Here is a 23,621-nt window from a genome sequence, read left to right on the forward strand (position 1 = left end):
CCATGAACGTTGGAAAACGCCTGTTTCAATACGCACTTCACTATAAAAAGAATTTTATTCTCGGGCTTCTGATGCTTACTGTTGCCATTGGAGCGGAGCTAACTGGACCGTTCATCGCAAAGACGATGATCGATGATCATATTCTTGGTATCGAGCGGCCATGGCATCAAGTGGATAGTAAAGAAAAAGAAGCAGTGAAATACGATGGAAACTGGTATAAGCGAAGCGATCATTTTGATCCTGGAGAAGATAAAGGAAAAGAGATACGAGTCATCCAAGTGAAACGAGACTATTTCGTTGTACCAAACAAAATATCTTTTGATGGGGGACGAAAAGCGAGTAACGGAGAGGTGACGATTTCTTTTAAAGGAAAATCAGAAACCTATTCAGCAGATAAACTAAGTACGAGTGAAACATTTGCTTTTTATAAGCCAGAGATCAGAGGAATCATGAAACTGACCATGATTTACTTGGGCCTTCTCGTTTTTGCATCATTCTTTCAATATGGTCAGCGCTATATGCTGCAGCGCTCTTCTAATTTGGTTATCAAGAAGATTCGTCAAGATGTATTCGCCCACGTTCAGCGTGTAGCGATTACGTATTTTGATAATCAGCCTGCTGGAAAAATCGTTTCTCGTATTACGAATGATACGGAAGCGATCAAAGAATTATTTATTAACGTATTAGCAAACTTCTTTACAGGGATCATCTATCTGACAGGGATATTCATCGCGTTGTTCTTGCTTGATTCTAAGCTTGCAACCATCTGTTTGATCCTGGTACCTATCCTTGTGGTTTGGATCATTGTTTACCGAAAGTTTGCGTCAAAATACAATCATAAGATTCGTTCTACGCTTAGCGACATTAACGGAATGATAAACGAATCAATCAACGGTATGACAATCATTCAAGCATTTAAGCGGCAAAATAAGACTTCTGAAGAATTTGAAACGATGAATAAAGAATACTTCACCTTTCAAAATAAACTCTTAAGTCTTAACGCGATGACCGGACATAACCTTGTATTGTTATTAAAGAACCTTGCATTTATGGCATTCATCTGGCACTTTGGAGGGCAGGCGCTTGGGGTAGGATCTGTCATTTCAATCGGTGTTCTGTATGCGTTTGTAGATTATTTAAACCGAATGTTCCACCCTGTAACAGGTATGGTCAACCAGCTTGCACAGCTTGAGCAGGCACTTGTATCTGCAGAGCGAGTATTCGTGCTGATGGATGAGCCAGGACAGAAAGTGACGGAGACAGAGATCGAACGTTACAATGGAAATGTTGAGTTTCAAGATGTTACGTTCAGTTATGTAGAAGGTGAACCTGTTCTTAAGAATATCGCTTTCGAAGCAAATCAAGGTGAGACAGTGGCGCTTGTCGGTCATACGGGTTCTGGGAAAAGTTCAATCATGAATCTGCTGTTCCGTTTCTATGACATTAAACAAGGAAAAATCATGATTGATGGTCAAGACATCATGAAGCTTTCTAAGCAGGAGCTTCGACAGCATATGGGGATCGTGTTGCAAGATCCATTCTTGTTTACCGGAACGATTGCATCCAACGTGAGCTTAGATAATCCAGAGATCACACGCGAACAAGTTGAAAAAGCGCTGACGGATGTAGGGGCAATGCCGTTTATCAACAACTTGCCTAAAGGATTGGATGAACCGGTTATTGAAAAAGGAAGCACCCTATCATCCGGTCAGAGACAATTAATTTCATTTGCTAGAGCGTTAGCGTACAATCCAGCTATTTTAATTCTTGATGAAGCAACGGCAAGTATTGATACTGAAACAGAAGCTGTGATTCAAGAAGCATTAGACGTGTTAAAAAGAGGAAGAACGACTTTCATTATTGCCCACAGACTTTCTACGATTAAGAGTGCCGATCAGATCCTAGTTCTCGATCGTGGTGTTATCGTAGAACGAGGCAGTCATGAAGAACTGATGAAAGAAAAGGGACGTTACTTCCAGATGTATCAGCTTCAACAAGGAAAAACAGAAACACGCGCCGTAAGTTAAACGAAAAAAGGAGCCTCGCTTAGGGGCTCCTTTTTTTCGTTATTTTTAGAAGGTTCATTATTAACCTTCTTCTTTATTTTTTTCATCCATCTCATCATTTTGTTCTCCATCGTCTACACCGTTGTCTTGATCAACGCCGTCTCCACAAGCAGTTAATCCACCTAATGTTAACATTGCTGCCAATGTTCCAGCGGCCCATCTCTTTTTCCACATGTGAATCACTCCTCTTTTCATTTTTTAAAAATATTTTTGTTTAGTAAAAGATTCCCCTAAAGAAGTCGATAAAACATATGAATCTATAAAATGAGCGTATAGTCGCATGTAATTGCATCATATTGGATGAAATGTTAGTGATTATAAAGGAAGAAGGAAATCAAATTGGCATCTATTTTAAGCATACTAACAAAAAAGAAGAGTACGACAGCATTACTTGATCCTACTAAAAACGTAAAAGAAGATGTGAAGATCTTAGTATCTCCAAACAGTGAATGGCAGAAGCAATTGAACATGATTTCATTAACAGTGGATGATTTAGCGATCATTCGCTCGATCAAACCGTTGATCTCTGAGAATATAGAAGAGATCGTGAACCAATTTTATAAAAATATTGAACATGTGCCTGGCTTGATGGAAATTATTCGAAAACACAGCTCTATAAATAAACTTCAAGTAACCCTTATTAAGCACATACAAGAAATGTTTGACGGTGTTATTGATACAGCGTATATCGAACAAAGAAAAGTCATCGCCCACATCCACTTTAAGATCGGACTGCAGCCGAAATGGTACATCTGTTCTTTTCAGGATATGCTGCTGTCTTTTTTATCTATTTTGGACAAACATATTGAGGATAAAAATGAGTATCTGCTTGCTGTTAAAGCAGTGACGAAGATTTTGAATTTTGAGCAACAGATTGTTTTAGAAGCTTTTGAATTAGAGCAAATCAAACAAAGAGAACAACATGAAGAGCAAAAAAGACAGATCGCATTATCAGTCGGGGATTCTGTGGAAGAACTAGCGAGTATCTCAGAAGAGACGAGTGCAGCCCTAGAAGAGTTAACATCAAAGGCTGATGAAGTGGTTGTTTTTGCAAAGAGCACAGCAGAATCTGCTATACAAGTATCTAATAATTCGTTAGCAGGTAAGAACAAACTAGATGATCATCAGCAAATGATCTTAAAAGTAAAAGACCAATCAGAACAGATTACAACTGAACTAATCAGCTTGGAACAAGCAACTGTTAAGATAAACGATGTTGTTGATATTGTTACAGCGATCGCGGAACAGACGAACCTACTATCCCTGAACGCAGCGATAGAAGCTGCTCGAGCTGGAGAGGCTGGAAAAGGATTCTCTGTTGTCGCTCATGAAGTTCGAAAATTAGCTGATCAAACAAAGACGTCTGTTTCAGGTGTTTCTGAACTTGTGAAAAATACACACAAAAGAATAGAAGCTGTCACTCAATCTGTCGAAAGTATTCATCATTATATAAACGATAGTGTCAGTGAAGCTACGGAAATATCAGATTTCTTTGTAGCTATTCTTTCTAAGATGGATGAGAGTACGGATCGAAGCGGAAAGCTTGAAAAAGAAGTAGAAGTGATGGCTGAAGTAATAGAAGAACTGAGTCATGCTGTAGGTCAGATCGCGGTATCAGCCGATTCGTTAACAGATGTTACGAAAGGCATGCAACAAGAATAAAGAAGAGATCCCGCGGGATCTCTTCTTTATTTATTGATTACATATTGTGCTCTATTGGTTTCGAATGAAACGATGTTATCGTCTGTTCGTATATCATTGATTCCATCGATCGGTATCTCGTACGTAATGGTTGGTAGCTCTACTTGTGAACCTTCTTCTGCTGCATATGCTGTACCGTGTAAAAACAATATGTGATCACCTAAATAGTCATCATGTACGTCTCTTTGTTCAAAGGTTGCTTTATCCAATGAGATTCTGATTTGATCTAGATCTCCTGCTTCTTCTTTACGAATAGAAATCTGGTTACCAGCCCACCCATTTAGTACATCTTTTAGTTCGATAATTTTAGTATCTGACATTGTTTTCACCTCATTATCAATTTTCCCGTAATCCTTAAACTTAAACCGGAGAATAATGAGTAATTTGATATAAAAAAATGGATGTAAGAGTTTTTTTAGCTGACGAAAGCTTTAGTTGAAATGCTGTAGTGCGTGTCTACAGGACATTTTCGAATGATATGTCCATAAGAGGAGGACAGAGGCGCACATTACGAGGTAATCTCATTTTATTACGAGGTAAACGGATTTTTATACGAGGTAATCCTCTATAATTCCGCAGATAAAACTATTTATCCGATTTTCGACAAACACCTTCCAGCAATAAACGTAAAAAAACTCATAAAGGGCATTTTCAGCTCTTTATGAGTCTTTCAGCATTTAAGGGTTCAGCTCTACTATCTTATGAGCTCCCCAAGGTGCAACACTGATGATCACATCCATGTCTTTCGCTTGCTGTTCAAGTTCTTTTCCTGTGTTCTCCTGAACATAATATCTCTCAAATCCATACGTAAGCTGAATTTGATCGAACGAGTTTTGACCCCAGACTTTTTCAGCTTTAGCAGTTAACACGACCTGGTTCTTCGTTACATCTGGTTTTTCTGAATAAACATTCTTAACCACATAGTACCCTTCTTTGTTAGGCTGCAGAACAACATAGGTCTTATGATTACCGCGATCTAGTTCAGCTGCATCACCCTTATAGCTTTTGAGAGGAGCTGTACTGATATCATAACGAAGTGTTACATAATCACCATACAAAAGATCTCTTGGATCGACGGGAACGGTCTTAATCTTGATCTCTTTTCCGAAATAATCGATGCTGTAATAACTTCCTGCAATAAAGATCAAAAATAATACTTGCAGAAGGGCAGCGATCATCCAACCTCTTTTTTTAATCATGATGCGGACCTCCGTTCTTTAAGATCTGCTTTTTCTTACGTTGGAGAAACACATTAAGTATGAATAAAAGAACTCCACCTAATAAGAAGAAAATGGACTTTGGCATAAAGGACCATGCCAGATTAAAGTAACCCATTAAGCAAACGAGCAGAAAGAGTACAATTCCAAAATTGATCTGCGACCGACTTTCGTTACGATAGCCTTCCGCAAGTTTGAAGCCAGAATAAACGAACATGATGATTAAATAAACAATGCCTACTATTAACGGCTCAGTCACTTTGACAAGGTAAAAGAACGGCATGAAAATCAAGAGTTCCCATGCATGCATGTATAAATTCTCCTGACGCTTTCGGACGACTGATAGAGCGAATAGAACGACCAGTACGGGGATGAACAGATAAGGGTTCGGCAGCTCAAAATCAGAAGAAAATTCATTTGTAAGCAAGAAATATAATCCGTAAGCAAAACCAAATCCAATGAGTGTTCCTAGGCGATTAAACGGTTGTTTAAATACTCTCTTTTCAACCCATAAACTGCTTGTAAATAAAGCGAATCCAAATAAGAAGAACCAAAGTAAATTTATATCTTTAACCGTAATAAACATGAGAACTTGTGTACTGAGTCCAATCGTGAAAATCCAAGATTTTAGAGTGGATGGATACAAGAAAACAAAGCCTCCTACAGCTATGATAAAAAGTATACATAAAAGGTAACTAAAGCTTTGAAATTCACTTATGCTGTAAAGTTGCCCTCCGACTGTTAAAAGCCCAATAAGGAAAAAATATAGCTTGTGACGATCTCTGAATAAATAAAAGATGGCAGGAAGGCTCCAGAAAACGAATAAACGGGCATCGACGGCATTAAGGTTGAAAGTTTGACCTAAAAGAATGATACTTGCTCCAAATGTAATGATTCCAAGAAGATTAAGAGAAGTACCTAATGAACGCTGGCCGGCTTTCAAATACCGTTCACCAGAATAGTAAAAACCGAGCATAAACACGATAAGTAAGGAAAGTCTAGCGATTGGTGAGATTTCTCCCCAATTTGATGCTATGAAAGATAGAATTCCGATGCCGATTAAAACACTAGCTAGAATGGGTAATACACCAGTAACTTTGCCCTTGTCTTCAGAATCAGGGTATCTTGCAAGAATTAAATCTAACTGATCTTCGGAAATGATGTTGTCAGCGATCCACTTTTGACCTTCTTTTCTCATCCATTTTTTGTTCATGTTTTACCACCTCAATTCATGTATATGTATATTTAGATAAAAACAGGACGAAACACAAATACTCTCTTTTAGTGTAATATTACACAAAGAAAATCGTGTTATCAAGCAATAAATTGAAAAGAACATTCGAAGTCTTATGTTAGATAAGGTTCATAAAAAAAAGAACAGCCATTTAATGCTGTTCTCAGAATTATTACATTTATTTTTTGTCTTGTACATAATGCACGATTTTTAAAATCGTTTTTCGAGGTAAGAATCGTACGATGTTAGCTAATGCCTTGTTTTTAAATCCTGGAATCGACAATGAATTTTTAGACATCAGGGCGTTGTAGCCTGACCGCGCAACGTCGCTCGCATTCATGGCACCAGATTGAAACAAGCGAGATGATTCAAGGTTTGCACGCTTTTCGAAGTTTGTAGCTGTAGCACCAGGACAAAGAGCAGTAACACTTACATCGGTATGGCGTAATTCATAGTTGATGGCTTCTGAGAAGGAAAGTACATATGCTTTTGTTGCGTAATAGACAGCCATTAATGGTCCAGGTTGGAAAGCTGCAGTTGAGGCCACGTTTAAGATTTTCCCTCTATTACGCTTAATCATTCCGGGAAGAAGCTGTTTTGTCAGTGTTGTAAGAGCCGTTATGTTTACTTGTATCATATCTTTTTCATCTTTCCATGATGTCTCATTAAAAGGTCCGTAAGCCGCAAATCCTGCATTGTTGATCAGAACGTCAATCTCAATACCTTTTGCGATGATCTCTGCTGTCAGTTCTTCTGCAGCGTCGGTTCGGCTTAAGTCTTTTGCAATTACCGTAACTGAAATACCGTATTTTTTAGACATCTGTTCAGCAATCTCATTTAGCTTTGACTCATTTCTAGCTGTAAGCACTAAATGATAGCCGTCTTTCGCAAAGAGATTGGCAAATTCAAGTCCAATTCCGCTTGATGCTCCTGTAATGAGTGCAATTTTATTATTTATCATAAAAAACATCCTTTCTACCATTATGTTTATATGTTTAAGAACATCAACATGATACCATATCCATAAAAATAAATAAACATTAACTCATTATAAAAGGTATGATGGAAGAAATATGAAAATTTTGACAAAGGAGGTACGCTTGAATGAAAAACGTAATGATTGCAAAACATCCTGCAACAGGTGAAACCATCGACCAGTGGCTAGAAACGGGAGAAAATCACGTTCCTGAAATGTATGAAAAGGCTTCTGCAGCTTTTCAATATTGGTCCACACGTACATTAGAAACTCGATTAACGTTTATCAAAAAGATAAAGCAGCACCTATTAGATAACATGGATGAGATCGTAGATGAAATTTGTGCTGCGACTGGAAAAGTGAAGACAGAAGCTCTAACAGCAGATCTCATGCCTGTAATTGATATCATCGCGCATTTTGAAAAGCGCGCACCAAAAATTTTAAAGCGGAAAAAAGTGTCCACACCGATTCTTTTTATAGGTAAATCTTCATATGTAGATTATTTTCCTCTAGGAACCGTAGTAGTCATCTCACCATGGAACTATCCTTTTCAGCTATCGATGACACCGGTAATATCGGCGTTGATCGCGGGGAATTCTGTTATTTTAAAACCATCTGAAGTCACCCCTACGATCGGTCTGTTGATTGAAAAAATTGCAAGGGAAGTGAATCTCCCGAAAAATGTTCTTCAAGTTGCGCATGGTGGAAAAGAGCTGGGACAAGCTTTGGTTTCTGGAACGCCAGATGGCATTTTCTTCACTGGATCTGTTGAGACAGGACGTAAGATAGGAGTTGAAGCAAGCAAGCGATTTATTCCTTATACCCTGGAGCTTGGTGGAAAAGATCCAATGATTGTATTTGAAGATGCTCACATGATAAGAGCAGTGAATGGTGCAGTTTGGGGGGCATTCACGAATGCAGGACAAGTTTGTATGTCGATTGAAAGGGTGTATGTGCAGCATGCCATTCATGGAGAATTCATCGACAGGCTTGTAGAAGAAACGAAGAAACTGAAATTAGGAGAAGATATAGGTTCCTTAACTTTTCCTCACCAAAAAGAGATTATCAGAAATCAAGTGGTGGATGCATTAGAGAAAGGAGCTCTTCTGCTTACTGGCAAAGAGCCAGATCAGTGGGGAGAAAGCATGTATTTGGAACCAATGATCTTAACGAATGTTACTGAAGATATGAAAATCGTTAAAGAAGAAACGTTTGGACCAGTACTTCCTGTGATATCCTTCTCAACAGAGGAAGAAGCGATCGGAAAAGCGAACAGCACTGAGTTTGGCTTGAACGCAAGTGTGTGGACAAGGGATGCTAAAAAAGCGAATCGTGTGACATCAAAGCTTGTAACAGGTAGTGCGGTGATTAATGATGTACTCGTTTCAGTAGCAAATCCTCATCTTCCATTTGGCGGAGTAAAAAGCAGCGGTGTAGGCAGGTATCATGGAGACGAAGGCTTGTTCACTTTTACCCGTCAGATGTCGGTAATGAAGGATGCGGGAATCAAACAACGAGAAATAAATTGGTACCCGTACGAAAATAAGTACTCAAAAATAAGAACATTGATCAGAGCCTATTTCTCAAACAGCAAACAAAGAGCGGAATTAATTCGTTCAGGGATTAAACAACTTAGGAAAAAATAGAACTGTTTTCGTTTTGCAGAGTTGTTTTTTGAAGTAGTTGATTTACGTTACAGTTGCTCGCTTTCCACGGGGCGAACGGTGAGCCTCCTGGCGCTTTGCGCCCTTAGGAGTCTCCACCAGTCTAGTTGCAGTGGCTAGCCCCTCGAGGTCAAAAGTTGAACGGTCAATAAGGCAAAGTGCGCCTTCATAGCCCATTCATCTTTTGCTGGTCGGGGCTGAACGAGCCACTTCCACTTTTCAGGCTGACCGCTCGTCCCGCAGGAGTCTCGCAACTTCCACTTCAATCAACTTGTCAATGAAGTCATAACAAAAAGAAAAGTTAGCCAAAATAAAAAGCGATTCAGCCAACCATGGCTGAATCGTTTTTTTCAGAAGTCTTTTTTAATAGAAATTCACAGTTAAGTTCTTAAAAATTTGTTGCTATTAGTTTTCAAAAAGGCATCTTTGAAAGGTTGATTGTAGTGTGAGGTGGGAGACTCCTGGGGGATCAGTGTGACAGGTGAGACATCTTATGGCGCAAAGCGGCAAGGTGGCTCACCGCACACCCCCCGGAAAGCGAGCAACCTGGAACGGAAAACAACTATTTACAAGAGCAACATTGCATGCGAATACTAAAAAATCACAGAATACATTCCTCTTCAATAATGTGAATGAGCTGTTTAAGCTGAACTACGGTTTGGTCAAGCGTTAAGAAATAAAAAATCTCTTTCCCTTTTTTCTCAGTACCCACAATACCAGCTTCTCGTAAAATTTTTAAGTGATGGGAGACTGTTGGCCGTGACATTGGAGATTGACTGGCAATATCCGTTACATTCATTTTATCTGTCTCCGCTAAAAGCAGAACGAGGTCTTGTCTGACTGGATCACCTAATGCTTGAAACAGAGGTATGGTTTTTCTGAACATCTCTACTGCATATTCATTTGACATTTTCTTTCACCAACTTTTTCATAATCATCACATGATTTTTTTCTTACTATAATTCAGTATAAACCAACTAGACAACTTTTTTGAATACATCATCCGATTTGTAGTGGGAAGAACGCTATATATTGCCAGTGTTAGGAGCGAATAGAGAAACTGGTGAGATACACAATAAGGACAAGGGGGTGAAACACATGGCAAGAAGAAACAAATTGGTTGTCCCAGGAGCACAGCAAGCAATTGATCAAATGAAATATGAGATCGCATCTGAGTTCGGTGTTACACTTGGCCCAGATACAACTGCTCGTGCGAATGGCTCGGTTGGTGGGGAAATGACAAAACGTTTAGTCGCAATGGGTCAGCAACAGTTAAGTGGCGGTAATCGCTAACTTAGCTCGTAACTGATACAAAACGGGGGTGGAGGAATCCACTCCCTTTTTAAATCATAGGAGTTGATAATGATGGCGATGTGTCCGATCTGTAATAACTTTCAAACGATAAACGTTCGCTGTCCAGAATGCGGAAGAGCGGTTCAAGATCAAGGAAGAGTAAGTGATTTTTTCGATGATTACAGTCCCTACATGGAAGTGGATGAACTGAAGCTAGAGGATGGCTATCCGAGTAATTTTGCAGAAAGCCAATGCCCACATGTATTTTATTGTGATGCTTGTCATCAAGAAGTGCTTTTTTTTATAGGTGAGTGGGAATAGAAAAAACCTTCATATCTAAAAGAGACATGAAGGGATTATTGGCTGATTCTGATTCTTCTTTCAAGCAGTACTCGAAGACCGTCCAATAGAGAAGTTAAAATCCAATAAAGGACTGCAGCTTCTAATAGAACAGGTAATACGATCAGTTGTGATGCGCTGATCTGATCTGCCATCAAAGTAAGCTCTGGTACTGTAATTACTGATGCTAGTGAAGAAGCTTTAACGATATCGATCAATGAATTCCAAACGGATGGAATCGAAATTCTCCATGCTTGCGGGAGAATTACTTCTTTATACGTAAGATATCTGTTCATCCCAAGTGAAAAAGCGGCTTCCCATTGTCCTTTTTCGATCGACTGAATAGCTCCCCGATAGGATTCGGCAATGTAGGCACTAAAATGAAGTATGAGTCCAGCGAGCGCAGCCTGCCATCCTTCTGGTACATAAATAAACGTGAAACCGTTATAGAGAATCAATAATTGAATTAATAATGGCGTCCCTCTAAAGAAAGAAATATACCCCTTGGCGATCCCTGACAAGAATTTATTCGATGACATCCTGCATAAAGCAACAACCAACCCGAAAATAAGCGCTCCGAAAATCGATACAAGGCTTATAACGATAGTAAAAACAGCTCCCTCCAATAAATAGGGGAGGGAGTTGATCAGAATTTCTGATAAATTATTCACTTACATTTTCTCCAAAATATTTTTCGGAGAGCTTTTTCAGTGTACCGTCATTCTTCATTTCTTCAAGCGCTTTGTTTACGTCTTTGATTAAATCTTTGTCATCTTTTCGGAATGCGAATGCCATTTCGTTTTCGTTAAAAGTCTCACCAACAGCTTTAACGTTATAATCTGTTTTCTTTAATTCTGTCAGGATAAAAAGCTGATCATTCATCGCTGCATCTACGCGATTAACATCAAGATCTGTTAATACTTGAGCAGCACCTTTATAGAACTTTGTTTTTGCGCCAGCTTTTTCAGCTTCAGCAGCGTAATTACTTCCTTGTGTCGTACCTACGACTTTGCCTTTTAGATCTTCAATCCCTTTAATATCTTTGTTGTCTTTGTTGACGATAACTTGTCCGCCAGAAACGGTATAAGGAGTAGAGAAATCATATTTAGCTTTTCTTTCATCTGTAATCGTTACTTGATTCGCTACAAGATCAAATCGTTTGGAGTCTAGAGAAGTAAACATGTTCTTCCATTCTGTTGCAACAAATTTCGGCTCCATCTCAAGGCGTTTAGCTACTTCCTTAGCTACTTCTACATCATAGCCTGTGATTTCATTTGTCTTTTTATCACGGTATGAGAAAGGTGGATATGTAGCTTCAGTACCAATTGTAAGTACTTTTTTATCAGTGTTAGAACCTGATTTTGACTCGTCAGAATTTCCGCATGCTGACAACAGAATGACAGAAAGAGCGAGAGCTGACAGGAATTTAAGTGTGTTTTTCAAATGAAGTCCTCCTCGTCAGGATAATCCCGACAATTTTTATAGAATTTATTGTATAAACGAATGACGAATTCGTCAATCATTTAACATTTTCCCCGATAAAGAAAAAAATAACAGCGGATTTTTTTGTGGGTACACAGTATCACATAAAAAGGAGGCATGATCACATAATTTTAGAGTCTTATCATATAAAAATTAAGAGTTATCATATAAAAATATTAATGTATCACATAATAATACAAATTTTGGTACTTAATGGTCGTATAATGGACAACAAAAAGCTCTGCTTAATCAAGCAGAGCTTTTGTAAACATATGAATTAACGAATACGCAGTTCCGTTTCTTTATCAAAGAAATGTGCTTTGTTCATGTCAAACGCTAAGGAGATGTCCTGACCGTTGCGAATGTCTGTACGAGAATCTACGCGTGCGATAAAATCTTGTCCGCTAACTGTAGAGTATAAGAACGTTTCAGCACCCATCAGTTCAGCAACGTCGATCTTCGCTTCAATCTTCGTGTTTGAAGAAGACTCTAAGAATACAGGCTCGTCATGAATATCTTCAGGACGGATACCTAGAACAACATCTTTGTTGTTGTAGCCTTTTTCTTGAAGAATCTTCATCTTTCCACCAGGAACGGCAATCTTCGTGTCACCGACTTTGAAGAATCCGTCTTCAAGCGTACCGTTCAAGAAGTTCATTGCTGGGCTTCCGATAAACCCACCAACGAAGATGTTCTCAGGCGTATCGTATACTTCTTTCGGAGAACCAACTTGCTGGATGCGTCCGTCTTTCATAACAACGATACGAGTTGCCATCGTCATCGCTTCTGTTTGGTCATGCGTTACGTAGATTGTAGTCGTTTGCAGACGTTGGTGAAGCTTTGTGATCTCAGCACGCATCTGAACACGAAGTTTTGCATCAAGGTTGGATAAAGGCTCATCCATCAAGAATACTTTTGCATCACGAACGATCGCACGTCCTAGTGCAACACGCTGACGCTGACCACCTGAAAGTGCTTTTGGTTTACGATCCAAGTATTGCTCAAGCCCAAGAATACGTGCTGCTTCTTTAACACGCTTTTCAATTTCTTCTTTGCTGAACTTTCTTAGTTTAAGACCGAATGCCATGTTGTCATAAACGTTCATGTGAGGATACAGGGCATAGTTTTGGAAAACCATCGCGATGTCACGATCTTTTGGAGCTACATCGTTTACAACGCGCTCATCGATGATTAGATCACCTTCAGAAATTTCTTCTAGACCAGCGATCATACGAAGAGTTGTTGATTTACCACACCCGGACGGACCTACGAATACGATGAATTCCTTATCAGAGATATCAAGGTTGAAGTCATGTACCGCTGTTACTTTGTTATCATATCGTTTAACGATGTTATTTAACTTAATTTCTGCCATTTTAATAATCCCCTTCCGATGTAAACGTTTTCTTAATGTTTTAAGTTTACGCTTTCATATCCTATATCGTAAATGGACGACATGCCTAAAATAAAAAAGCCTCTTTATGCAATGTGCACAAAGAGGATGGTTGAAGTTAACGAGGAAGTTTTTGTTCAATAAGAAGAATGGCCAAGTACACGGTGAGTGCATTCTTCAATTGCTTAACATCAATGCCGGTTTTATCATAAAACTTTTCCACACGATATTGAAGGCTGTTTCGGTGAATATATAATTGCTTCGCTGCTAACGAAACGTTAAGGTTGCATTCAACAAATACTTTGATGCTTTTTAGCGTTTCCTCGTCTTCTTCTCGCCATTCTTCTACTAGTGATGTTAATGTTTGATCGGCCATTGGACTGGCGGACTGAAGAAGGATATAAGGAACGATATCAGCTACTGTATAAACAGATTTAGGCATAAGTCGATTTCGAACCTCTAAAAATTGTTGCTGTTCTCTTGTATACGTTTCTTTTGCGCGACGAAGCTGATTGTTATAGCACCCGATATAGATAGAAATATCTAAATAAAAATCTGTAGAGAGCATGTCTTTTAACGATTCATAAGGTGTCTCGCTAAATTCCTGTTTTGATGTTTCAATAATCACGCCACTCTTAAGATCTTTGTTAAGAAGGAGAACTGCATCCTCAGGAAAAAGTCCATTTACTGCTTCTGAAAATGAAGCATGATCCGTGATCGGCTGCTTGCTAAAAAAGTGTACAAATCGATAGAAGCCTTCTTCTGTTGTAGCTTTTTCGTCAAAAAGAAGTGCTCTCCATTTTAACTGCTGTGCTGAAAAAACATTTGATGAATTATCATTTTCATATGTGTTAAACATGGATCGAAGTAATGTTAGTTCTGATTCTGAAATAGCAGGTTTTGAGATACCGAACGGTTCGCTGTCATCTGAAAGGAACCAGTAATAGCCAGACTGCTGTGAGAGGTCTGTTGTCATAGAATTCTTATAGTGCTTCTTTAGCTTATCGAGCATCCTTTTTCATATCCTTTCAAGAAAAAGCTTGCTATTATTATAGCAATGTTAAGTGGTTAACTAAACTAACAGATTCCCAAGAAGGAGGAGACACCATGAAAACGTGTCCTTGAGTAACTTCTGCAACGGTCGTGTACGACTGGGAAAATAAAGAGATTTGGACGAATAAAAAAAATTGGGACAAGCAGGGTTCATCTAAAGAATTAAAATCATTGATTCTTACATTTGATGATGGGCCATCTTCTGTTTTGGTTGAACTGCTAGATATCCTAAAGAAACATGGAGTAAAAGCACTGTTCTTTTGGCAGTCAAAGTTGTTGCATGTAAAACGTCCTTGGAAACGTGTGATTGAAGAAGGACATATAATCGGTGGGCATTCATTGCGCCATCGTGTTTTAACGAGACTATCTTATCATGACCAGCTTCATGATATTTCTACGAATTTGAAACAGCTAGAATCTCTCACAGGTCAAGAAGTGAAATATTTTCGTCCGCCTTATGGACAATTTAATGAAGATACGTTGGATGTTCTAAAGAAGCTCAATGTGATTCCTTTATTATGGGAAGTGGCGGGTCTGGATTGGGAACACAAAAAAAATCCCTTACACATTGTTCATAACATCTTGAATCATGCTGAGGATGGCTCTGTGATTCTTCTTCATGAATTAAAGCAAACCGTAGAAATTTTAGATGAACTGATTTCTGAATTAAAACTAGAAGGCTATGAATTTGTATTGCCTCCTAAATCGTTATATAGGGAGGGTCCTAGATGAAGAAGAAAATTGTCGTTTCATTTAGCGGAGGGAAAGATTCTATATTAGCTCTGTATCGACTGCAGAAGTCGGCAGAATGGGAGATCGATTCCTTATTAACAACGTTAACAGAAGACTACAATCGGACAACCATGCATGGCGTTCGAAATGAACTTTTAGAAATGCAGGCAAAATCACTTGGCTTACCTCTACGAGCGGTTTGGATCCCTAAAGATTGTTCGAACGATATGTACCAACAAAGAATGGAACAAGCTGTTGACGGCATTAAAGCTGATGGTATACAGCACATCATGTTTGGGGATATTTTTTTAGAAGATGTAAAAAAATATCGCGAAAACATGTTAGAAGGTACAGGAATCACACCAATTTTTCCAATATGGGGTGAGAGTTCTGAGCAAATTATTGAGGAGTTTTTGAGTGAAGGGTTTAAGACTGTTGTGTGCTGCTCAGATACATTAAAAATCGATTCCTCTTTTACTGGCCGTGTTATAGACGAGCAATTTATAGCAGACTATCCGAAGAAACATGATATATGTGGTGAGAACGGAGAATTTCATACGTTTGTTTTTGATGGACCGAACTTTTCCTTTCCTGTTACGTATACGTTAGGTGAGACGCGAATGGTAAAAGATATGTTTAGTAATGAAGATCGTTTTTATTATGTGGATATCCTTCCAAAAGGGAAGCCCAAATAGCTAGCAATTCACATTTACTAGGAAAAGAGAATCTAGAGTAATGGAGACAAAAATATGGATATATGGATTTCAATTTCTATCATGGCGATCGTCGGTGCGTTTATTGGTGGTCTAACAAACTCCATTGCAATCCGAATGTTATTTAGACCGTTTACTACATTATACATTGGTAAATATCGAGTTCCATTTACACCGGGACTCATACCGAAGCGTAGAAAACAACTTGCCGTGCAGCTGGGTGAGACCGTAACCAAGCATCTTCTGACCGCAGAAGGTGTACAAGCGAAAATTAACGATAACGGATTTCGCAAAGAGATGACTGAACTCGTTCAAGTAGAAGTGAAACGATTCTTAAAGAGTGAAATGACAATCAGTGACCTGCTTAAACAAGATTTCGGTGTGGATGATGTTCAGAACCGAATCCAAACAACAACCGAAGCATGGCTGAGTTCTCGAATGAATAGAATGCTTCAGGAATCAAATGGTAAGGAAATGAAAGATGTTCTGCCAGAAAAATTTGTTGCTGCAGGGGAAGAAAAGTTACCAGAAGTCGTAGATTGGCTCTTGAACAAAGGGGTTACTTATTTAGAAAGTGAAGAAGGCCGGCAATCACTTGCGAGTGGCATTGATGCTTTTCTAATGGATAAAGGGATGCTCGTTAATATGGTATCTATGTTTTTTGGTAATGTTAGTATCGCAGACAAAGTACAACCAGAACTGATCAAATTCATGAAACATGAAAATACACGTGATACCTTACTGAATCTTCTTCAGCAAGAATACCGAAGCTTTATGGAAAAAAGAATGGAAGAGGCACTAGGGCTGCTGAAACTGCCTGAGTTTACGACAGGTTTAGCAAAAGAAATTACAGCTAGACTTCCTATCGAAGAGTATTTAAACACACCTGTTTCTTCATTAGCGAGTTCGGTTGAGAGCTGGATAATGGATGACCTTACACCAAAAGCAGTATCTGCAGGTCTAGATCTATTTGTTGATCGATTAGAAATGCTGCTTGAAAAGATGCATCTTGCGAAAATTGTGGAAGAACAGGTTGAGGCCTTTTCTCTAGAGCTTCTAGAGGAAATCATCATATCAATCGCAAAAAGCGAACTTAAGATGATAACATGGCTTGGAGCCTTGTTAGGTGGAATTATCGGGGTATTTCAAGGTATTCTTGTACTATTTTTGTAGAGTCTGTTATAGTGGGTACCGTAGTTAATCAATAGGAGGTATTTTACCAATGTCAAACGTATACGATGTTGCTTACGACTTAGAAAAAGCATTGCGCAATAGTGAGGACTTTACAGCTTTAAAACAAAGCTATGATGAAGTAAATAACAATCCGGAAACGAAAGAACTTTTCGGTAAATTCCGTGATATTCAAGTAAATCTTCAACAAAAACAAATGAACGGCCAAGAAGTGACTCCTGAAGAGATTGAAGAAGCTCAAAAGCTTTTTGCTGATGTACAGCAGAACGAAACGATTTCAAAGCTTATGGCAGCGGAGCAACGCATGAGCATGATCATCAATGATCTAAATAAAGTGATCACAAAGCCACTGGAAGAGCTTTACGGACCAATGGTTGAAGAAGACGGACAACAGCAATAATAATGTGCTGATCTAACCCCCTGTTACTTTTGTAGCAGGGGGTTTTTCTTTTGCCTCATATTTCTTAGGTCTGTCCGCGTTCTAAAGCATGTTTCAAGGTCATAAACTTAACACGAGTTCTTATACTATATTTTCGCGAAATGGGGGAGCGCATCATGGTATACCGTTTACTAGCGATTGACATCGACGGAACCCTACTGCGAAGCAATTTCCGTATCGATAAAGAAACGAAAGAAGCCATTGATTATGTGCAGAAAAAAGGGGTCTATGTCACACTCGCTTCGGGCAGGAGTTTTCCATCTACACAAAAGATCGCAAAAGCGTTAAAGATCGACAGTTATTTGATCAGTCATAATGGTGGATTTATTGCTTCATCTCTTGATGAACCTCTTCAAGAGAAAAGGTTATCGGTAGAAGATACTTATAGATTGGTAGAAGTGCTTGGAAATTACGAATGCCACATGCGCGTCGTCCATGAGCGCTTCTCCGTAGGAAATCAACTCAAGCAAAAAAGTCAGCTCGTTGCGAAATTAACATTAAGCACAGGTGATCCGCTGTTCTACCCTGTATCTTTTACAGAAAATCTAGGAGACTACGTTCTCTCACAAGAAGTGGCACCACCAAAGATGGATGTACAGTTCTTTGATGAGAAAGAATGCGACTCTGCAATGAAGTACCTAAAAGAACATATGCCAGACTTTGAGTATTCTTCATCGGCCAAATGTCAGTTGGAGATCACAGCTAAAAAAGTAACAAAAGGAAATGCCTTAAGGTACCTTGGTGAGAAACTAGGGATCGCTCCAAATGAGATGGTAGCAATCGGGGATTCGTATAACGATTTGGATATGATTGAATTTGCAGGTCTAGGTGTAGCAATGGCAAACGCACCTGAAGAAGTGAAGAGAAAAGCAAAGTGGATCACGCGTACAAACGACCAGCTGGGCGTTCCGTACATGATAAAAGAAGTGTTCCGCAAGCAGATGCGCTTCCAGACATTGAAAAGATAGATAAGTAGATGATGAAGTAGGATTCTTTTTGGACATTTATGTCTAGAAAGAGTCTTTTTTTTGTTGTGTAGGGTGCAGAATGAAGGTGTAGAGATTGGCATGCGGAGATTAATGCTCGTTGGTGGGGATTTATGCTCGTTGGCAGGAATTTATGCTCGTTCGCGGGGATTTATGCTCGTTCTCGGAGATTTATACTTGCTCACAGGAATCTTCGCCTCACTTCGACAACTCCCGTCGAATTTCGTAAAAAACGTTTCAGTTTTATTACAAATGTAGAAAATGAAAGGGTTTACATGAATCGTGACGAATAATATTTATGTAAGAACCACAATGCAAAGGGAGGATTCAAATGGAAAAAACTTTAGACCTTCAATTAAAACCAAAGGTGGCCGAGTTTCTTAACGGAACGAAAAAACATTTTATCAATGGGGAATGGGTCAGCTCAGCTAGCGGAAAAACATTTGAAACGTTAAACCCTTCAACTGGAGAAGTATTAGCAGTTGTATCTGAAGGTGGAACTGAAGATATCGACAAGGCGGTAAAGGCGGCAAGAGCTGCTTTTGAAACAGGTTATTGGTCAAAGATGCCAGCTTCAAAGCGAAGTTACTTGATCTACAAATTAGCAGAATTAATGGAAGAGAATAAAGAAGAATTAGCACAGCTTGATACATTGGATAACGGGAAACCGATCCGCGAAACGATGAATGCAGATGTTCCGCTCGCGATCGAACATTTCCGCTATTATGCTGGTTGGTCAACGAAAATTGTGGGACAGACGATTCCTGTAGCAGGAAGCTTCTTCAACTATACACGTCATGAAGCGCTTGGGGTAGTTGGACAGATCATTCCTTGGAACTTCCCATTATTGATGGCTGCTTGGAAGCTTGGTGCAGCACTTGCGACGGGATGTACGGTCGTACTGAAGCCGGCTGAGCAAACACCTCTTTCAGCACTCTACTTGGCAAAATTAGCACATGAAGCTGGGTTCCCAGAAGGTGTGTTAAACGTTGTAACGGGTGCTGGTGAAACAGGTGCAGCGCTAGTTGATCATCCAAACGTGGACAAGATCGCATTTACAGGTTCCACTGAAGTTGGAAAGCTGATCATGCGTAATGCGTCTAACTCTTTGAAGCGTGTAACGCTTGAGCTTGGTGGTAAATCACCAAATATCATCCTGCCTGATGCTGACATGAGCCGTGCAGTTCCTGGTGCCTTAAGCGGAATCATGTTCAACCAAGGACAAGTTTGCTGTGCGGGATCACGTTTATATATTCAAAAGAAATCATTTGATAATGTCGTAGCAGACCTTGTGTCTCATGCGAAGAAGATCAAGCAAGGTCCTGGGTTAGATCCAGATACAACGATGGGGCCGCTCGTATCTCAAGAACAGCATAACCGCGTTCTTGGATATATTCAAAAAGGACAAGATGAAGGTGCAGAATTGTTAACAGGAGGAACAACGCCATTTGACAAAGGATACTTTGTTGAGCCGACAATCTTCGCTGATGTAGATGATAAGATGACGATCGCGAAAGAAGAGATCTTCGGACCAGTTGTGGCTGCAATGCCGTTTGATGACTTAGATGATGTAATCGCTCGTGCAAATGACTCTGAGTATGGTCTTGCTGCAGGACTATGGACAGAGAATCTAAAAACCGCTCATTATGTATCGAACAAGCTTCGTGCTGGTACAGTATGGGTGAACTGCTATAATGCGTTTGATGCTGCTTCACCATTCGGCGGATACAAGCAATCGGGTATCGGACGTGAAATGGGTTCTTATGCATTAAACAACTACACAGAAGTAAAGAGTGTGTGGGTGAACCTTAAATAGACAACAAGACATAACGGGGTCAAAAAATTGAACGGATAAATAAGAAAAACCGGGTGCTAGATCCAGCATCCGGTTTTTTCATTGTTCATTGATAAGCGGCGAATCTCTTCGTCAGTTTTGTTTTTTCGGTGCTCATGTAGGAGGACTACACTCCGCTCCTCAAAACTTCACTTCCTCGACCTTCTTGCTTCTGAATGAACAATTTGTTCATTGATAAGCTTCGAAACTCTTCGTCAGTTTTGTTTTCTCGGTGCTCATGCAGGAAGACTATACTCCGCTCCTCAAAAACTTCACTTCCTCGATCTTCTTGCTTCTGATTGAACAACTTATACATGGTTAAGCAGCTGATTATTAAAGCATTACCTTTATGAATCGCAACCCTGTATCATCATAATCTAGACTACGATAGAACTCATGCGTATCTGTTCTTTGTTTTCCACTATTAAGCAAGATCGCCGTACAGCCTTGTTCTTTTGCCCATTCTTCCCCATAACGAACAAGCTCCTTGCCGATGCCGTTTCCTCTGAATTCTTCACTTACCACTAAAGCAGTAATACGTGCATAGCAGCCGTTTTTCTCAAAATATATACCTTTTGCAAGGCCGATCATCCCAATCACTTGATCGTTTACACAAGCCACAAAACAAGCATAAGCAGAATTAGGAAGCAGTGTCTCTAATCGCTCTGTCATCTCTTCGGGCTTGGTTGGATAACCGAGCTCTCCCATTAAATAAGAAAGTTCGTAACTGTCATCGTATCGAGCTTCTCGTAGAATCACTTCACTCACTGTTTTCTCCCTCGTTTCCATGAGTTTCATTAGCGATGGAAAAGAAGCAACTGTCCCTTTGGTGATGTCAGACGATGCGTTTTTTCTTGCATGTTCAGTTCAGCCAAACGGGCTTCTCCTTGCTCTTTTGCTTCAGAGTCGCTCTGTGCAGAAATTGTTTCATCCAATATTTTTTCACCATTACTTTCGTATGCAGTTAGTGCGTATGTATTCATGATGATCGAACTCCTTTCGTATCTAAATTGGATTTCAACATTCGACGAATTTTTCCTGCCACAAACTTAAGAATTTATATGAAACTTAAGCGATTGCCCCCGCGTACTAGGAATATATGGTATATTTTACAGCGGGAGGGATAAAGTCATGTTGACCATTAATGAAGTAAGGAAACAGTTTGGTAGTTTTACAGCCGTTGACGGAATTAACTTACAGATTCCTAGAGGTGAGATCTTTGGGTTGCTGGGTGCGAATGGTGCGGGGAAAACGACGACATTTCGAATGATCTTAGGATTATTAACACCATCACAAGGAAGAATTACATGGAACGATAAAGAAATCTCTTATGAGACGAGTGATCTTATAGGGTATCTACCCGAAGAAAGAGGATTATATCCAAAACTGACTGTAAGAGAGCAGTTGATCTATCTCGGGCAGTTGCGCGGTATGACGCGATCACAAATACAAGAACAGACGGATAAGTGGTTGAAGCGTTTTGGTGCTGAAGAGTATTTGAATAAGAAGGTAGAAGCGTTGTCAAAAGGAAATCAGCAAAAAATCCAGTTCATTGCGGCTGTTCTTCATCGTCCGGAACTTTTGATCTTAGATGAACCGTTTAGCGGACTAGACCCTGTGAACGTTGAGCTTCTAAAGAGTGCTGTACATGAGCTGAAAAAAGAAGGAACGACGATCGTCTTCTCCTCTCATCGAATGGAGCATGTAGAAGAGCTATGTCAGCATCTCTGTATCATGCATAGAGGAAAGTCAGTTGTTCAAGGAAATCTAAAAGAAATCAAACGATCTTTTGGGAAAAAGAACGTATCTGTTAAAGCGGATTTTGATCTAACTTATCTGAAAGATACGGCTGGAGTTATTAAGCATCGCACAACAGGAGACGGAATCATTCTTCAAGTTGAACGAGAAGAAGTGGCAAAGGATTTATTCCAAGCTATCCAATCAAAAGGGTTTGTAAGAAAGTTTGAACTTGAGGAACCTTCCTTAAATGATATCTTCATCGAGAAAGTAGGTGTTGTTCATGAGTAAATTTATGACCGTAATGATGCATACATACCGATCTAAAATAAAATCAAAACCATTTCTGATCACAACACTCATTACAATCGGTTTGTTATTCGTAATAACGAATATGAACGAGATCACAAAAATGTTCGGTGAAGATGAGGCTTCTAAAATTGGCGTTATCGACCGAACAGGAGACACGCTTCCGGCACTTCAAACACAGCTTAAGCAAACGAGTGATGATCTGAAAGCCGAAGCGTTCACAAAATCAGAGAGTGAAGCAGAAAAAGCCGTCCTTGATGGTAAGATCGAAGGGATTTTAATTCTCGATAGGGATGATTCAGGTATCATCTCAGGAACATATAAAGCAGAAGATGTAACACAACAGAGCTTGATCGCAGATGTAGAGCTAGCGCTGCAGCAGATTAAGAACAAATCAGCCGCTGAGTCCATCGGATTAAATCAAGAACAGCTCGCTGCGATTTATTCGCCGGTTTCTTTTGCTAAAGAGTCATTGTCTGATTCAGCAAAAAGTGAGGAAGAAGCAGCACAAGTATATATCTTAGTCTACGTGGTTCTATTTTTCATGTACATGGCCGTCATGATGTATGGAAGTATGATCGCTGTAGAGGTGGCAACAGAAAAATCTTCACGTGTTATGGAAATCCTGATTTCTTCTGTATCGCCTGTGACACAAATGTTTGGTAAGATCTTTGGTATCGTACTCTTAGCATTAACTCAGCTAGCGTTGTTTGTTGCTGGAGGGTTTCTGGCAGTGAAATTGAACGGACAGCTTAGCGGAAGTGAGAGTATCATAAATGAATTAAAGCTGAATGAGATTCCAACCTCATTAATCATTTATGCTCTTGTGTTTTTCATTTTAGGATTCTTCCTCTACTCAACTCTATTTGCGATGCTTGGTTCATTGATCAGCAGAGTTGAAGAAGTAAATAATTTAATGACACCTGTAGTGATTGTCATCGTAGCGGCATTCATGATCGCCATGTTCGGCAGAGAAAACCCAGAGTCTGGTTTCGTTGCAGCGGCATCCTACTTCCCGCTGTTTACACCGATGCTCATGCTGCTTCGTGTAGGGATGCTTTCATTACCGGTTTGGGAAGTAGCACTGGGAATCAGCGTCCTAGTCGGAGCCATCTTCTTGTTTGCCATAATTGGTGCTCGTGTGTATCGCGGTGGTGTATTAATGTACGGAAACGCACCGTCCCTGAAGTTGTTCAAGCAAGCTCTTCTTTTATCGAAGCAAGAGAAGAAAAACACAACCGACATCTAATCTGAAAAAGAGA

At 39.6% G+C, this 23,621-nt stretch carries 25 protein-coding genes; 13 read left to right on the forward strand and 12 right to left on the reverse strand.

Features of this window, described 5'->3' with window-relative positions; genetic code table 11:
- Positions 1–2 precede the first annotated feature (2 nt).
- Complete coding sequence (locus H9648_RS15570) at positions 3–2,027, forward strand: ABC transporter ATP-binding protein (protein ID WP_191754722.1); 2,025 nt, start codon at positions 3–5, stop codon at positions 2,025–2,027.
- A gap of 60 nt (positions 2,028–2,087) precedes the next feature.
- On the opposite strand, the gene H9648_RS15575 is transcribed toward H9648_RS15570, so the two are convergent.
- Entirely contained in the window at positions 2,088–2,240 is a 153-nt protein-coding gene (locus H9648_RS15575; RefSeq protein ID WP_165389501.1) for a hypothetical protein, read from the reverse strand.
- Between the two features lie 165 nt (positions 2,241–2,405).
- Between H9648_RS15575 and H9648_RS15580 the strand changes: the two genes are divergently transcribed.
- Complete coding sequence (locus H9648_RS15580) at positions 2,406–3,728, forward strand: globin-coupled sensor protein (protein WP_191754724.1); 1,323 nt, start codon at positions 2,406–2,408, stop codon at positions 3,726–3,728.
- 26 nt (positions 3,729–3,754) lie between these two features.
- Here H9648_RS15580 and ymzB read toward each other — a convergent pair whose 3' ends face one another.
- The 4 genes from ymzB to H9648_RS15600 all read right to left on the reverse strand — a co-directional run bounded on the left by ymzB (position 3,755) and on the right by H9648_RS15600 (position 7,179).
- The gene (ymzB, locus tag H9648_RS15585) at positions 3,755–4,087 is read right to left on the reverse strand and encodes a protein YmzB (protein WP_191754726.1); all 333 of its coding nucleotides are present in this window, start codon (positions 4,085–4,087) and stop codon (positions 3,755–3,757) included.
- 357 nt (positions 4,088–4,444) lie between these two features.
- A complete protein-coding gene (locus H9648_RS15590; protein ID WP_191754727.1) occupies positions 4,445–4,966 on the reverse strand; it encodes a GDYXXLXY domain-containing protein in 522 nt (173 codons plus the stop codon).
- Positions 4,959–6,197 carry a DUF2157 domain-containing protein gene (locus H9648_RS15595; protein ID WP_191754729.1) on the reverse strand — a complete coding sequence of 413 codons (1,239 nt, stop codon included), beginning with the start codon at positions 6,195–6,197 and terminating at the stop codon, positions 4,959–4,961. Before H9648_RS15595 ends, H9648_RS15590 begins: the two co-directional genes overlap by 8 nt.
- Before the next feature lie 199 nt (positions 6,198–6,396).
- Positions 6,397–7,179 (reverse strand): SDR family NAD(P)-dependent oxidoreductase, encoded by a 783-nt coding sequence (locus tag H9648_RS15600; RefSeq protein ID WP_225218928.1) that lies wholly within the window; start codon positions 7,177–7,179, stop codon positions 6,397–6,399.
- 143 nt (positions 7,180–7,322) lie between these two features.
- Here H9648_RS15600 and H9648_RS15605 point away from each other — a divergent pair, with 143 nt between their 5' ends.
- Complete coding sequence (locus H9648_RS15605; RefSeq protein ID WP_191754733.1) at positions 7,323–8,840, forward strand: aldehyde dehydrogenase family protein; 1,518 nt, start codon at positions 7,323–7,325, stop codon at positions 8,838–8,840.
- A 619-nt stretch (positions 8,841–9,459) separates the two neighbouring features.
- Here the strand turns inward: H9648_RS15605 and H9648_RS15610 are convergent.
- Positions 9,460–9,768 carry an ArsR/SmtB family transcription factor gene (locus tag H9648_RS15610; RefSeq protein WP_066391336.1) on the reverse strand — a complete coding sequence of 103 codons (309 nt, stop codon included), beginning with the start codon at positions 9,766–9,768 and terminating at the stop codon, positions 9,460–9,462.
- A 188-nt stretch (positions 9,769–9,956) separates the two neighbouring features.
- On the opposite strand from H9648_RS15610, the gene H9648_RS15615 reads away from it, so the two are divergent.
- Both H9648_RS15615 and H9648_RS15620 read left to right on the forward strand, forming a co-directional pair.
- The gene (locus tag H9648_RS15615) at positions 9,957–10,151 is read left to right on the forward strand and encodes an alpha/beta-type small acid-soluble spore protein (RefSeq protein ID WP_066239924.1); all 195 of its coding nucleotides are present in this window, start codon (positions 9,957–9,959) and stop codon (positions 10,149–10,151) included.
- 69 nt (positions 10,152–10,220) lie between these two features.
- Entirely contained in the window at positions 10,221–10,472 is a 252-nt protein-coding gene (locus tag H9648_RS15620) for a hypothetical protein (protein ID WP_225218929.1), read from the forward strand.
- A 35-nt stretch (positions 10,473–10,507) separates the two neighbouring features.
- Here the strand turns inward: H9648_RS15620 and H9648_RS15625 are convergent, their stop codons facing one another.
- The 4 genes from H9648_RS15625 to H9648_RS15640 all read right to left on the reverse strand — a co-directional run bounded on the left by H9648_RS15625 (position 10,508) and on the right by H9648_RS15640 (position 14,377).
- Positions 10,508–11,161, reverse strand: coding sequence for an amino acid ABC transporter permease (locus tag H9648_RS15625; protein ID WP_191754735.1), 654 nt, complete (start codon positions 11,159–11,161; stop codon positions 10,508–10,510).
- Complete coding sequence (locus H9648_RS15630) at positions 11,154–11,933, reverse strand: transporter substrate-binding domain-containing protein (protein WP_191754736.1); 780 nt, start codon at positions 11,931–11,933, stop codon at positions 11,154–11,156. Before H9648_RS15630 ends, H9648_RS15625 begins: the two co-directional genes overlap by 8 nt.
- A 316-nt stretch (positions 11,934–12,249) precedes the next feature.
- Complete coding sequence (locus tag H9648_RS15635; RefSeq protein ID WP_191754738.1) at positions 12,250–13,347, reverse strand: ABC transporter ATP-binding protein; 1,098 nt, start codon at positions 13,345–13,347, stop codon at positions 12,250–12,252.
- Between the two features lie 136 nt (positions 13,348–13,483).
- The gene (locus tag H9648_RS15640) at positions 13,484–14,377 is read right to left on the reverse strand and encodes a PucR family transcriptional regulator (protein ID WP_191754740.1); all 894 of its coding nucleotides are present in this window, start codon (positions 14,375–14,377) and stop codon (positions 13,484–13,486) included.
- A 212-nt stretch (positions 14,378–14,589) separates the two neighbouring features.
- On the opposite strand from H9648_RS15640, the gene H9648_RS15645 reads away from it, so the two are divergent.
- From H9648_RS15645 to H9648_RS15670, 6 genes are all read left to right on the forward strand, one after another.
- Positions 14,590–15,150, forward strand: coding sequence for a polysaccharide deacetylase family protein (locus H9648_RS15645; protein ID WP_191754742.1), 561 nt, complete (start codon positions 14,590–14,592; stop codon positions 15,148–15,150).
- Complete coding sequence (locus H9648_RS15650; RefSeq protein WP_191754744.1) at positions 15,147–15,845, forward strand: Dph6-related ATP pyrophosphatase; 699 nt, start codon at positions 15,147–15,149, stop codon at positions 15,843–15,845. Before H9648_RS15645 ends, H9648_RS15650 begins: the two co-directional genes overlap by 4 nt.
- A gap of 54 nt (positions 15,846–15,899) precedes the next feature.
- Positions 15,900–17,036, forward strand: a complete 1,137-nt coding sequence (locus tag H9648_RS15655) for a DUF445 domain-containing protein (RefSeq protein WP_191754745.1) — start codon at positions 15,900–15,902, stop codon at positions 17,034–17,036.
- Positions 17,037–17,085: 49 nt separating this feature from the next.
- The gene (locus tag H9648_RS15660; protein ID WP_137790553.1) at positions 17,086–17,454 is read left to right on the forward strand and encodes a YlbF/YmcA family competence regulator; all 369 of its coding nucleotides are present in this window, start codon (positions 17,086–17,088) and stop codon (positions 17,452–17,454) included.
- Positions 17,455–17,609: 155 nt separating this feature from the next.
- Positions 17,610–18,461, forward strand: coding sequence for a Cof-type HAD-IIB family hydrolase (locus tag H9648_RS15665; RefSeq protein ID WP_191754747.1), 852 nt, complete (start codon positions 17,610–17,612; stop codon positions 18,459–18,461).
- 349 nt (positions 18,462–18,810) lie between these two features.
- A complete protein-coding gene (locus H9648_RS15670; RefSeq protein ID WP_191754749.1) occupies positions 18,811–20,295 on the forward strand; it encodes an aldehyde dehydrogenase family protein in 1,485 nt (494 codons plus the stop codon).
- 351 nt (positions 20,296–20,646) lie between these two features.
- Here the strand turns inward: H9648_RS15670 and H9648_RS15675 are convergent, their stop codons facing one another.
- Complete coding sequence (locus H9648_RS15675; protein ID WP_318243543.1) at positions 20,647–21,081, reverse strand: GNAT family N-acetyltransferase; 435 nt, start codon at positions 21,079–21,081, stop codon at positions 20,647–20,649.
- Between the two features lie 29 nt (positions 21,082–21,110).
- A complete protein-coding gene (locus tag H9648_RS15680) occupies positions 21,111–21,296 on the reverse strand; it encodes a YhzD family protein (protein ID WP_137790551.1) in 186 nt (61 codons plus the stop codon).
- Positions 21,297–21,444: 148 nt separating this feature from the next.
- Between H9648_RS15680 and H9648_RS15685 the strand changes: the two genes are divergently transcribed.
- Positions 21,445–22,341: an ABC transporter ATP-binding protein gene (locus H9648_RS15685; RefSeq protein ID WP_153239274.1), complete on the forward strand. Its 897-nt coding sequence runs from the start codon at positions 21,445–21,447 to the stop codon at positions 22,339–22,341.
- Complete coding sequence (locus H9648_RS15690) at positions 22,334–23,608, forward strand: ABC transporter permease (RefSeq protein WP_191754750.1); 1,275 nt, start codon at positions 22,334–22,336, stop codon at positions 23,606–23,608. Before H9648_RS15685 ends, H9648_RS15690 begins: the two co-directional genes overlap by 8 nt.
- Positions 23,609–23,621: the final 13 nt, after the last annotated feature.

The organism is Fictibacillus norfolkensis (assembly GCF_014836645.1).
GTDB classification, from domain to species: domain Bacteria; phylum Bacillota; class Bacilli; order Bacillales; family Fictibacillaceae; genus Fictibacillus; species Fictibacillus norfolkensis.